The 13,541-nt window shown below is 39.2% G+C and carries 10 protein-coding genes; 5 read left to right on the top strand and 5 right to left on the bottom strand.

Annotation, left to right across the window (positions count from 1 at the left end; all coding sequences use genetic code 11):
* Positions 1–72: 72 nt before the first annotated feature.
* A complete protein-coding gene (locus KTV93_RS08260; protein ID WP_218248481.1) occupies positions 73–651 on the bottom strand; it encodes a HupE/UreJ family protein in 579 nt (192 codons plus the stop codon).
* A 55-nt stretch (positions 652–706) separates the two neighbouring features.
* On the opposite strand from KTV93_RS08260, the gene KTV93_RS08255 reads away from it, so the two are divergent.
* Entirely contained in the window at positions 707–1,207 is a 501-nt protein-coding gene (locus KTV93_RS08255; protein ID WP_218248480.1) for a DUF6702 family protein, read from the top strand.
* Here the strand turns inward: KTV93_RS08255 and KTV93_RS08250 are convergent.
* From KTV93_RS08250 to KTV93_RS08240, 3 genes are all read right to left on the bottom strand, one after another.
* Complete coding sequence (locus KTV93_RS08250; RefSeq protein ID WP_218248479.1) at positions 1,204–1,782, bottom strand: acyl carrier protein phosphodiesterase; 579 nt, start codon at positions 1,780–1,782, stop codon at positions 1,204–1,206. The genes KTV93_RS08255 and KTV93_RS08250 overlap by 4 nt on opposite strands.
* An 8-nt stretch (positions 1,783–1,790) precedes the next feature.
* Positions 1,791–3,137, bottom strand: a complete 1,347-nt coding sequence (radA, locus tag KTV93_RS08245; protein WP_218250519.1) for a DNA repair protein RadA — start codon at positions 3,135–3,137, stop codon at positions 1,791–1,793.
* A gap of 94 nt (positions 3,138–3,231) precedes the next feature.
* Complete coding sequence (locus KTV93_RS08240) at positions 3,232–3,759, bottom strand: YceI family protein (protein ID WP_218248478.1); 528 nt, start codon at positions 3,757–3,759, stop codon at positions 3,232–3,234.
* Positions 3,760–3,997: 238 nt separating this feature from the next.
* On the opposite strand from KTV93_RS08240, the gene KTV93_RS08235 reads away from it, so the two are divergent.
* Together KTV93_RS08235 and yidC are read left to right on the top strand one after the other, a co-directional pair.
* The gene (locus KTV93_RS08235; protein ID WP_218248477.1) at positions 3,998–5,605 is read left to right on the top strand and encodes a CTP synthase; all 1,608 of its coding nucleotides are present in this window, start codon (positions 3,998–4,000) and stop codon (positions 5,603–5,605) included.
* A gap of 163 nt (positions 5,606–5,768) precedes the next feature.
* Complete coding sequence (gene yidC, locus KTV93_RS08230) at positions 5,769–7,583, top strand: membrane protein insertase YidC (RefSeq protein WP_218248476.1); 1,815 nt, start codon at positions 5,769–5,771, stop codon at positions 7,581–7,583.
* A 268-nt stretch (positions 7,584–7,851) separates the two neighbouring features.
* On the opposite strand, the gene KTV93_RS08225 is transcribed toward yidC, so the two are convergent.
* Entirely contained in the window at positions 7,852–8,460 is a 609-nt protein-coding gene (locus KTV93_RS08225; protein WP_218248475.1) for a ribonuclease HII, read from the bottom strand.
* Between the two features lie 455 nt (positions 8,461–8,915).
* On the opposite strand from KTV93_RS08225, the gene KTV93_RS08220 reads away from it, so the two are divergent.
* Entirely contained in the window at positions 8,916–11,834 is a 2,919-nt protein-coding gene (locus tag KTV93_RS08220; RefSeq protein ID WP_218248474.1) for a SusC/RagA family TonB-linked outer membrane protein, read from the top strand.
* Between the two features lie 67 nt (positions 11,835–11,901).
* On the top strand, positions 11,902–13,467 hold the full coding sequence (locus tag KTV93_RS08215; protein ID WP_230259136.1) for a SusD/RagB family nutrient-binding outer membrane lipoprotein: 1,566 nt from the start codon (positions 11,902–11,904) through the stop codon (positions 13,465–13,467).
* Positions 13,468–13,541: the final 74 nt, after the last annotated feature.

Here is a 13,541-nt window from a genome sequence, read left to right as displayed (position 1 = left end):
GATATGATACAATAGTCATCAAAATTAAGAAATCGTTACAGATAACCTATTATAAATGTAAACTTTTACAGCTTAAAACGGAATTCTTTCTAATGTCATTTTTAAGGACAGTGCAAAAACTCCTGAAGAGATAAACATAATCCAGTCTTTTCGGTTGACTTTAAAAAGGTTGAGCAGGATAAACTGTATAATTAAAATAGCCGCTACTACTGCAATCTGACCTAGCTCCAATCCAATATTAAATCCAAGCAGGGGAACGAAAATGTGCTGTTCATTGGCGATCATCATTCTCGCCGTGTTGGCAAATCCCATCCCGTGAATCAAACCGAAAAAAAGCGCGAGATAAAAATTCATCTTCATCAGGTTGTTCGGCCGGTTTCTCATCAGGATATTATCAAAAGCCGTAATCACAATGGTAAGTGGGATTAAAAATTCTACCCACTTCGCTGGCGCCCGTACAATATCGAACACGCTTAAGGCCAATGTAATCGAATGACCGATTGTGAATGCGGTAATAATCCACAGAATATCCTTCCAGTCTTTCATCACAAAAACAGCGACCAAAACCAGCACAAAAAGCTGATGATCCAGCGCATCCAGTGAAATAATATGTTCCCAACCCAGGTTCAGATAAAATAAAAAATCGTTCATATCATGCATATTTTTAGCGGGACGATAATACAAAATTTATTTCTATTTTTGACCCATGCAAAAGTTATTTTTCATCCTCCTTTTTTCGGTTTTCAGCCTTAGCTCAGCAAACGAAATCCACCCTTATCACGTTGGATCTGTAGAATTTAATTACAATTCTAAATCAGAAACTTTCGAAATAAGCGGAAAGTTTTTTCTGGATGATCTGGAAAATGCCCTTAAAGAAAAATACGGAAAAGCCGTTCACTTTAATGATGCAAAATATAAATCTCAGATTAACGCTTATCTGATTCAGTATTGTGAAGAATACCTGAAACTGAAAGCAGATAATAAATTTTTGAAAATCAAATATTTAGGTTACGAAGAAGACAGCGAGTCTGTAAACATTTATCTGGAATCTGAGAAAGTCATTCAGCCAAAAAAGGTGGAAACGGCAGTAAGTTTTCTGTATAATTTATTCGATGATCAGCTGAATATCGTCCACATCATCGTGAACGGAACCCGAAAAAGCCAAAGATTAAATTATCCCGACCGCTATCTGTACCAGAACTTCTAAGAACGGAATCCCGAATCAATTTTCTGTACTTCTTCAACAAGATCAGGAAAAAAATGATCAAAATGATATTGCAGCCGCGGTTTATTATTGAGGAAAACTTCGAAAACCGCCAGATTTTTATTCAGATATTTCGCTTTGTTCAGTACGTTTTTCATCGAAAACTCAATTCCCCAATCTGCGCGGTAGTTGTAAAGCCAGTTGTCTTTTTCCATCCTGTCGAGCATTCTGAGGAAATTTTCGGGAAGAAATTCTTCATGATTTCTCAAAACGCGGTACACTTTTTCTGAATGTTCTTTTAATATTTTATCGGGCAATGAATTGGCAAGAAAATAATCGAAAGCCACATCCACAAAAGCCCCAGCATACAATCGTACCAGTGGACTGAAAATCTTCTTAGCCTCATGAATTTCCGGATGGGCATCGGTAAAGGTATCGATCGCGCGGTGCAAAGTAATTCCCTCTCCTATTTTTTGGGGGAATGAAAACCGGTCTTTGTTCCTGATAAAATCCTGCAGGAACTGCCCGACAATCTGTTCATCGGTAAACGTAAGGTAAGAATGGGCGAGAAAATTCATAAGTAAATTTAAAACAAATACTCATGAAAATCCTCAATCTTACTTACTTCAACAATGGTAATTCCAAACTTCTTTTTTGGAATCTTATTTAAATTAGAGACAAAAATCTTTTCATAGCCGAGTTTTTCAGCCTCTGAGATACGCTGCTCGATCTGCGAAACCGGCCGGATTTCTCCGCTCAACCCAATTTCTCCTGCAAAACAGAAGTGTTCGGAAATCGCAATATCTTCGTTGGAGGAAAGCACAGAAGCCACAACAGCCAAATCCAGCGCTGGATCATCGGTTTTGATGCCGCCTGTAATATTCAGAAAAACATCTTTGGCGCCCAGCTGAAAACCTGCACGCTTTTCCAGAACCGCCAAAAGCATATTGAGCCTTTTCGAATCGAAACCCGTACAGCTTCTCTGCGGGGTTCCGTACACTGCAGTACTTACCAAAGCCTGAATTTCAATGAGCATCGGGCGGTTTCCTTCTAAAGTTACGGCCACGGAATTTCCTGAAAGCTCTTCAAATTTCTTGGTGATGAGGATTTCTGAAGGGTTTTTAATTTCCTTTAAACCCTGAGAAACCATTTCGTAAATCCCAATCTCTGAGGTAGAACCGAAACGGTTTTTGTTCGCACGCAACAATCTGAACAAATGATTTCGGTCGCCGTCAAAATTCAGAACAACATCGACCATGTGTTCGAGGACTTTGGGACCGGCAATTTGTCCGTCTTTGGTGATGTGACCGACTAAAAATACCGGCGTGTTGCTTTCTTTAGCATATTTGATGATTTCATTTGAACATTCGCGGATTTGCGAAACAGTTCCGGGAGAACTTTCAATCAGTTGGCTTTGAAGTGTTTGAATGGAATCGATGATGACAAAATCCGGTTTCAGTTTTTTGGCTTCATGAAGAATTTTTTCGACGGAGGTTTCTGTAAAAAGATAGCAGTGCGGATTCTGGAGTTCTGTGAGCCGGTCTGCACGCATTTTAATCTGGGACGCGCTTTCTTCGCCTGAAACGTAAAGAATTTTCTTCTTCATTTTTAAAGCAAGCTGCAGCAGTAAAGTTGATTTCCCGATTCCGGGCTCACCGCCGATTAACGTTACAGAGCCCAGAACAATTCCGCCGCCCAGAACACGGTTCAATTCTTCTGAAGGTGTCGTAATACGCGGTTCCTCATGGGTTTCAACTTCAATGATATTGATGATGTGCTGCTTGGATCGGTCGGAGAAACTTTTGACCGGAGATTTCTCTACAATTTCTTCCACCAAAGTATTCCATTCGCCGCAGTTTTTGCACTGCCCAAGCCATTGCGGATACTGCGTGCCGCAATTCTGACAGAAATATGCCGTTTTCACTTTTGCCATGTTGCGAATTTCCTGCTTTTTTTTCAATTAAGCAGATTTTAGCCCAAAAAAATAACCGCTTCTGAGCGGTTATTTTGTAAGAAAATATATGATACTAGTTGGCAACAATATTTACCGTAACCTTAATCGCGTCACCGGTTTTTACACCCATGAATCCGGGTCTTTCCATTCCGAAATCCGATAATTTAAGGTTTTCTGTTCCTGTAATATTATAAGATGCACCGTTTTTAACCACATTTACCGGGAAGCTGACGTCTTTTGTAACTCCTGCTATTGTGAGTTTTCCGGCTAAATTACCTTTACCTACGCTTAACGAAGTCGCAGTGAAACTGATGTTCGGGGCTTTATCAGCTTTCAGAGCTTCATAAGCTTTATTATCCATCATTTTACCTTTTGCACTTTTAAGATTTTTTACCGGCATGCTGAATTTTACGTTTGTAATGGCATTTCCGCTTACAGTACCGCTGAAGTTAGATGAAGAAGAAGTCATCACCCAATCATGCATCGGAGAGGTTCCGTCAACCGTAATTTTTGAAGATTTTCCTGTAATATTCTGGGCGTTAACCAGTCCAAAAAAGGTGAAAGCGAAGAGAAGGATTGCGGATTTGATAGTGTTTTCCATTTTTTTAATATTTTAGTTATTATTAATTTTCAGTGTTTATTGGAGCTGAATTACTATGTAAAGTTAAGGGCATTTCCCGATAATTAAAAATGACATTTCTCATACCTTAAATAGCTTAACTACCTGAATTGCAACATACTGAAAATTTTTAAAATTTCAGTTTTTATTTAAATGACTTTCGACAGGATTAATTTGTACCGCGTTGCAAATTCACTTAACTTTGCACAAACCTAATCTAATGAGTAAAAAGAACACGAAATACATCTTCGTAACAGGAGGTGTTACTTCATCTTTGGGAAAGGGAATTGTATCCGCTTCTTTGGGACTTCTTCTAAAATCCCGCGGTTTCAATGTCACCATTCAGAAACTTGATCCCTATATCAATATCGATCCCGGCACTTTAAATCCTTACGAACACGGCGAATGTTACGTGACCGAAGACGGTGCAGAAACCGATTTGGATTTGGGACACTACGAAAGATTCCTCAACTCAACCACTTCCCAAAACAATAATGTTACCACGGGTAAAATTTACCAGACGGTTATTGAAAAAGAAAGAAAAGGAGACTTTTTAGGAAAAACGGTGCAGGTTATTCCACACATCACCAATGAAATAAAACGCAGAATTAAAATTCTGGCAAAACAGAACTATGACATCATCATCACCGAAATCGGTGGTACTGTCGGCGATATTGAGTCGCTTCCTTATATAGAAAGTGTGAGACAGCTGAAATGGGAACTGGGAGAAAACAACTCCATGGTGATCCACCTCACTTTGCTTCCGTATCTAGCGGCAAGCGGCGAACTGAAAACAAAACCTTCCCAGCACTCTGTGCGCCAGCTGATGGAATCGGGAATTCAGGCGGACGTTCTGGTATGCAGAACGGAGCATAAAATCCCCAAAGAACAGCGTGCAAAACTTGCGCAGTTCTGTAATGTATCTCTTGAAAATGTTATTGAATGTAAAGATTTGGCCACCATTTATGAAGTTCCGCTTTATCTTCAGAAACAGAATTTTGATGATGTTGTACTGAAAGAACTTAATTTAAAGTCTGAGAAAGATGCGGATCTAAAAGACTGGAAAAACTTCCTGAAAAGATACCAGAACCCAAAAAAATCTGTGGAAATTGCTTTGGTTGGAAAATATGTATCGCTTCAGGATTCCTATAAATCAATTGCAGAAGCATTTATTCATGCAGGTGCCGATCTCGAGACCGAAGTAAAAATCCGCTGGGTTTACAGTGGCGACATTACCGAAGAAAACACAAAGGAAACCTTTAAAGGCATCGACGGAATGCTGATTGCGCCAGGTTTTGGTGACAGAGGAATCGAAGGAAAAATATCTGCCGCCAAATACGCACGGGAAAATAATGTTCCGTTGCTGGGAATCTGTTTGGGAATGCAAATCATGACCATAGAATTTGCCCGAAACGTTTTGGGTTACAAAAAGGCCAACTCTATGGAATTTGACACTTCGACTCCGGACCCTGTAATTTCTTTAATGGAAGAACAGAAGAATGTTGTCGACAAAGGCGGGACCATGAGGTTAGGCGCCTGGAAATGTGCATTGAAACCCAACACCAAACTCCAGGAGATCTATGGCTCCAAAAACATTTCTGAAAGGCACCGCCACCGTTACGAGTTCAATTCCGAATACAAGGAGGAATTCGAGAAAAATGGTCTTACGCCTACCGGCCTGAATCCGGAAACTGCTTTGGTAGAAACGCTGGAACTTAAAAATCACCCGTTTTACATTGGTGTGCAGTACCATCCCGAATATAAAAGTACAGTTGCGTCGCCACATCCTTTGTTTAAAGCACTTATAAAGGCGGCAAGCAAAAAATAATTACAGGAGATAAAAGACAAAATGTTTTTTATCTCTTTGTTTTTAAATGAGTTGACAAAAAATTCTTCATTGCCAAAAAAATCAGTATTTTTGTCAGCCAAAATTAAAGGGTTGATTTAATAGTAGTTCATACCCAATAATCAAAAATTCAATATAAAGAAAGATGCAACAAAATAGCGGTTTAGATAAAAACCAATTGATAAGTTTCGCCCTGTTTTCCATGATTCTGATTGGTGCCATGTTTTACTTCCAAAACAAACAGGCTACAGAACAGCAGCTTTTGGATGCCCAAAATCAGGCGAAAACAACGCAAACCAACATTGTAAACACAACAAAACCCGCGTTAGTCACTAATCTAAACGACAGTGTAAAAGCAACTTCCATACAACAGGTCGAACTGAAAAACAAGGAATTGAGTGTTGGAATTTCTACCCTGGGCGGACAAATTTCTACAGTTCAGCTTAATGAATACAAAGCATATAACAGACAGACCGATGCCAACGATAAAGCTTTAATGTTTTTCGATAAGAATAATTCCTCTTATGGTTTTCAGTTCAAAGACAAAACCGGCAAAACCTTCAACACCAAAGACCTGATTTTTACGCCTACACAAAACGGAAACACCGTTACGATGCAGGCGAATGTAAATGGGGCTGCAATTCAGTTTATTTATACGCTTTTAGATAAATATACGGTAGATTTTAATATCAAAACACAAGGCCTGAGCCAATTGGTTTCTGACCAGAAAGCAGATTTCATCTGGGATTTCAGTGCACGCGAAATGGAAAAAGGACGCGCTCAGGAGCAAACCCATACAGAATTCAATTATTCATTCGATAATTACAGCAGTTTCGATTATGATGGACGAACCGAAATGGACGAACCGGATGAAACACTGAACTGGCTTGCTATAAAACAGCAGTTTTTCTCTGCTGTGATAGAACCTCAGCACGGTTTTAAAAACTCGAAAGGTTCTCAGGAAATGATCGATGAAGGCGAATTTTTGAAAAAATTTAATTTCAACGGACAGGTTGATTTGGCAGGAAGCGAACTGAACCAGAATTTCAAATGGTATTTTCTTCCTTTGGATTTGCCATTGCTGAAATCGTATGACAAAAATTTCGATGAGTTATTACCTTTAGGATGGTCATTCATCGGCAGCATGAACCGTTGGTTCTTCATCCCAATGTACAATCTGATCTCCAGCTGGGGACTGGCTGCTGGCTGGGTAATTTTCTTAATGACGATTATTGTTAAAATCATTCTTTCGCCGGTGATGTTCAAGCAGCATAAACTGAGTGCGATGATGAAGGTAATTCGTCCGGAAATTGACGAAGTAAACGCAAAATTCAAGGATGCAGATCCGATGAAAAAGCAACAGGAAACGATGGCGGTTTACCGTAAAGCCGGGGTGAACCAAATGGCGGGATGTTTGCCGGCATTGCTTCAAATCCCCATTTTCTATGCGCTTTTCCGGTTCTTCCCGAATATGATTGACCTTCGGGGGAAAAGTTTCTGGTTCGCTAAAGATTTGACCGCTTACGATGATGTGATTAAACTTCCGTTCAATATTCCTTTCCTGGGCGAGCATTTAAGTATTTTCGCGATTGCGTGTACGGTAGTGATTTTAATTTATACGGTAATGACTTCAGGGAACATTCAGCAGCCACAGCAGGAAGGTATGCCGAATATGAAAGTGCTGATGTACATCTTCCCTATCACCTTTCTTTTCTTCCTTAACACTTCAGCTTCAGGTCTTTCCTGGTATTATTTTGTATCGAACGCGATTAACATCCTGATTATCCTCGTTATTAAATACTGGATTCTTGATGAGAAAAAGATTCATGCAACTATTCAGGCCAACAAAAAGAAAGAGCCTAAGAAAGAAGGGAAATTCCAGAAAAGAATGCGTGAAATGATGGAGAAAGCTCAGGAGCAGCAGAAAGCACAACAGCAACAGGCGAATAAAAAGAAATAAGACATCTTATTATATACTTAAAAAAAAGCGGAATGAATTTTCCGCTTTTTTTGTCCTATACTTTTATGTCCGGTTCACCATTCATTCTCAAAAGGCTCAGGTTTTCTTTTACCTAAGTCTAATATAAGTCCAATAAAACTCCATTATAACTCTAATACCACATTGGAGTCATAGTGGAGTTATAATGAAACTATAATTGATTTAGGTGATAGATGAGTATATGTCGATTTTTTGAAAATTCACCCAGAAGTAGCTAGATGTTTTCGACTTATCCGGCGTAAGACTGCTCTTCGCTACTATAATCGAGCCTGAAAGATTTTCTGTGGTGCACTGTGGGACCCCATTTATTGAGTGCATCGCGGTGTATTTTAGTCGCATAACCCATATTGGTATCCCAACCATACTCCGGGAATTCCTCATGAAGTTTCATCATCAATTGATCTCTATAATTTTTCGCTAATATTGAGGCGCATGCAATGGAAAGCAGCTTGGAATCTCCTTTTACAATACACTCATGAGGGATAAACTGGTATGGATGAAACCGGTTTCCATCAACCAGAATAAGTCCGGGCCGGTTTTTCAGCTGATCAAGCGCTTTATGCATCGCGTGGATGCTCGCATTAAGTATATTATGCTCATCGATAAGCTGGGGTGAAACTTCAGCGATAGCATATTCAACTGCGTTGCTTTTAATATATTCATCTAGTTGCATCCTGGTTTGGAATGTGAGTTTCTTAGAATCGTTGACTAAATGCTGGCTGAAAGTCTCGTCGACAATAACGGTAGCTGCCACCACAGGACCGCATAAACAACCTCGTCCGACTTCATCACAGCCCGCTTCTAAATCTGTTTTAGACCACCTTTTTAGTAATTCCATTATCCTTTTATGCGAGGTACTTCCAATAATTTGCGGTGTAAAATTACAAATATTTAAAGTGAATGGAAGCCCTTCGATATCCTAAATAAAAAAAAGAATTATGTGCCAACGCATTCTAATGTTTAATCAGGTAAATGGAGGATAAAACACCGATTATCATGATATTACAATTCAAAAATTAATACTTGATTAACTTAATTTAACTTAATTTTCACTACAGAATCAGCAAAAAACACTGCGAAAAACTTATATCATTTTACCACTTTAAATAATACCACATGATAATTATCATAAAAAAGGCACAAATTTTGACAAATTCACAGATTTAACACATTCTTTAGATATTATATGGCTACGCAGTACAATTATTATATTATTAAGAATTATTTAACAAAATGTTTGGTCATATTGTGAAAGTTTTGCACATTTGCTACAATGAAAAAATTTAATTTGATATGAAGAAACTAACAACAAGCGTCTTAGCTGTAGTTTTAACCTCCTCATTTGCGTTAGTGAATGCACAGGTAGACACCGCTAGAACGCAGGATATCGAGGGCGTTGTAGTAACGGCTTTGGGTATTAAAAGAGAGAAAAAGTCTATCGGGTATGCCGCTCAGGAAGTGAGTGGAGAAACTATCTCCGATGCTGGGCAAAACAACGCCCTAAGTGCTTTATCCGGAAATGTAGCGGGGGTTACGGTAACTTCTCCGTCTTCAATGGGAGGTTCTACCAGAATTACCATGAGAGGGGTAAGTTCAATTATCGGAGAAAACCGACCTTTAATTATTGTTGATGGTGTTCCATTAGACAATAGTAACATCAATGACACTAATACTCAAAGAGGTGCCGGAGGTAGAGATTATGGTGATACGACTTTCGATATCAATCCTGACGATATCGAATCAGTAACAGTATTGAAAGGAGGCCCGGCAGCCGCACTTTATGGTTCAAGAGCCTCCAACGGGGTGATTATTTACACTACTAAGCAGGCAAAAAGAGGCAAAACTTCTATTGAGCTTAACACAGGTGTTTCTTTTGAATCAATTTACATCCGTCCACAGCTACAGAATTACTATGGAGGTGGTTTAGCTGACACTTTCGAGACGGTGGAAATTAATGGTCAAACATATAACATTAATGACTATGGTATGGATGAGTCATGGGGGCCTAAGTATGATCCAAACTTGATGTACTTACCATGGAACGCATTTGACCCTGAATTTGCAGGCGATTATCTGAAGACTATTCCTTGGGTTGCGCCTGAGCACGATGTAGATTCTTTCTTTAATACAGGTATTACTTTAACGAATAATATCGCGGTATCTAAATCTTTCGAGAAATCTAATCTAAGGGTTTCGTATACAAATACAGACATTTCTGGTATCGTACCAAACAGTAGTATCAAGAAACACAATTTTGCTATTAACCTTAATAGTGAGCTGAGTGAAAAACTTAAAGTTGAAACAGGATTGAATTTTGTACAGACTCACGGTTTCAACAGACCTGAACAGGGATATGGTGATAACTCTGTAGCTCAAAAATTCTACCAGTGGGGACAACGACAGCTTGACTTCTCTAAACTGAAAGACTATAAATTAGCAAACGGAAATCAAAGAAGCTGGAACAGGACAGCTTGGGACGATGGAACGCCTCTTTATTCTGACAACCCATACTGGACAATCTACGAAAACGTTTCGAACGACAGAAGAAACAGATTTTACGGTAACGCTGGTTTAACTTATAACATTCTAGATAATTTATATGTTGTAGGTAAGGTGTATGCGGATATCTACGCACAGGATAATGATTCCCGTGTAGCAATTGGTTCTCAATCAACTTCAGGTTATGAAACCAGTTCAAGAAATTTTTCCGAGTTTAATTATGAAGGGCGTATTCACTGGAATCCTAGAATCTCTGATGATTTCACCTTGAACACTTTCGTTGGAGCAAACAGAAGAAACTCTAAGTTAAGCAGGCTTTTCGGACAGACTGTAGGTGGTCTCGTACAACCTAATTTCTACAACTTAAAAAACAGTATTGACACACCTTTGGCTCAAAACGATGATAATAACAGACGAGTAAATTCTGTTTTTGGGTCAGTTTCCTTAGGATTTAAGGAAACATTGTTCATTGAAGCAACAGGTAGAAACGACTGGTTCAGTACAACTGCTGCCGACGGATTCTATCCTTCTGTAACAGGTAGTTTTGTTTTCTCTAACGTCTTGAAAACAGATTGGCTGTCATTCGGTAAAATTAGAGCTGGTTGGGCAAGAATAGCGAGTGATTATCTTCCTTACCAGCTAACCAATGTATTTAACCAACCGACAAACTTCGGTGGCGCTCCAAGATATACGTTAGGCACACAAAATAACAACCCAGATCTTCTTCCGGAAATGAAAGAAACCAAAGAGATTGGTATTGAAGCCAATTTCTTCAAAAACAGATTTGGTTTAGATGTTACGTACTACGATGTTAATATTACGGACGCAATTCTCCCATTAACTATTGACCCTGCAACAGGATTCAGAACGAACCTGATCAACGCAGGTGAAATCCGTAACAAAGGTATTGAAGCAATGGTTTTTGTAACTCCGGTTAAAACAGCAGATTTCTCCTGGACTCTTAACTGGAACTTTGCTAAGAACGAAAACGAAATCGTAAAACTATATGAAGACGTAACTACTTACCAGTTAACCAATGCTCCGTTTAGAGCCCGTTTATTAGCGGTTGAGGGCGAATCTTACGGTGCAATTTATGGAACAGATTTTGTTTATGATGCAAACGGAAATAAGGTAATTGGCTCAAACGGCCGTTACGCAGCTTCAGGAATCAAAAACTTAGGTTCTACATTACCTGATTACAACATGGGTCTCAGAAATACCATGAAATACAAAAACCTAAGTTTATCATTCTTATTTGATATGCAGAAAGGAGGTAAATATTTCTCTACCTCACATATGTGGGGAATGTACTCGGGGATGATCGAAGAATCTGCTTTTGGCGGGAACAGAGCTGGCGGTATTACTTTAGAAGGCGTATTAGCTAATGGAACTCCTAATACGAGGAACATTACTGCACAGCAATATGGTGCGATGCACTATAATACTGTAGATGCTTTAAATGTATTTGATGCAGACTACATTAAGCTAAGAGACGTAACACTTGGATACGACCTACCTAAGTCGCTTATCGGTGGCTTCTTAGAAGGAGTTAGAATCTCAGCATTCGGTAGGAACCTATTTGCGTGGAATTTGGCTTGGAAGGGAATGGATCCTGAAAACACCTCTTATGGGTCTGGAAATATTCAGGGTCTGGAAGGTGGATCACTTCCTTCAACAAGACAATACGGATTTAACGTTAACTTTAAATTTTAATTAAACAATGAAAAATATAAAAAAGATTGCTTATGCATTCGCAGTATCTGTAGTAACCTCCGCCGCAATGGTGAGTTGTACTCAGGACTTCGATGAAATCAATACCAATCCAAACAATCCCGAAACAGCACTGACTTACGGGGTGTGGAATGCTTCGAACAAAATTGTAACCGATGCAACCCGTAATTCATTTGAATCGGGAAGAGTAACACTTCCATGGGTTCAGTACTCTGCACAAACAGCATATACTGAAGAAGACAGATACCAATACAGATTAACAAGTGGTGATGCCCTGTGGACCCAACTATATACTGCTGCATCAAATTACAAAAAGATTATTCAAGTAAACACTGATCCTGAGACTGCAGTTCAAGCAAGTGCTTATGGCTCTAATGCTAACCAGATCGCTGCTTCACGAGTAATGTTATCTTATGTATTCCTTAATCTTGCAGATACGTTCGGAGACATTCCTTACTATTCTTACGGGAATAGTGATGCCGATTTCCAGGCGTTGAATGCAAATGAATATTTAAAACCAAAATTTGCTTCTCAGGCAAAGGTTTATGCTGACATTATGAAGGAGCTTAAGGAGGCTTCTGAAATGGTTGAAACTAGCAGTTCAGTATTTACTAAAGGAGACCTACTTTTCGACGGTAATCCTACTAAACTTAAAAAGTTTGCTAATTCACTCAGACTTAGAGTTGCTACCCGCGTAAAAGGTGTAGTGCCGGGAGCAGAGGCTCACATTACAGATGCCATTGCGCAAGGAGTAATGACTTCAAATGATGATAATGTTGGTGTTACTTATGAGGCAAATCAGACGAACCCATCACCAATGTATAATGACTTCCTTACCCGATCAGATTTTTCTGTATCCAAAACATTTATTGACCTGTTAAAAGGTACAAATGGTAACTTTGGACTGGATCCAAGATTGTTTAAGTATGCATCCAAAAATAAATTATCTGCTGAAGAAATCGCTGCTGATCCTAACAAGACTCTAAAAGCGAGAATTCTTGATGGGTCCCTATCTGAGTCTACAGATCTCAGCCTTTACACCGGTCAGCCATATGGTCTTGATCAGTCAATGTCTACAGCACAATCGGGACAAGCAAACTTCTTTAGCAAATATGTTTACAAGCCGGATTACACTGAAATTCTCATGGAGTATTCAGAAGTAGAATTTTTATTAAGCGAGGCTAACGGATGGAGCCAACTCAACTATGTAAACGGAGTTACTGCCTCAATGCAGAAGTGGGGTGTTAGCAGCACGGCAATCACTGCCTTCGTCGCTACACTTCCACCAGCCACAAAGGCAAATGTTCTTACTCAGAAATATGTTGCGCTTTACATGCAGCCTTATGAAGCATGGGCAGAATATAGAAGAACAGGATATCCTGATACAAGTATTCTTCTTTTACCTGGTGAGACTTATGCATTGAACGTACCAGATCCTACAACCGGAGCTACAACTTATGTATTTGAACCGCTAATCGCTGGTCTTACTGATTTACCAACTAGATTATACTATCCAACAGTTATCCAAACATTGAATGCCGAAAATTATGCTGCTGCATCAGCTGCAATTGGAGGTGATACAATGCAAACCAAACTTATCTGGGATAAAAACTAAGTAACTAAGTTTTTATAATTAATAAACCACTCTTCGGAGTGGTTTTTTTATTTCCGTATATTTGTCATTCAAAA

Origin of the sequence: Kaistella faecalis (assembly GCF_019195395.1) — a bacterium.
GTDB classification, from domain to species: domain Bacteria; phylum Bacteroidota; class Bacteroidia; order Flavobacteriales; family Weeksellaceae; genus Kaistella; species Kaistella faecalis.
This window is presented reverse-complemented; position numbering and strand designations above follow the sequence as displayed.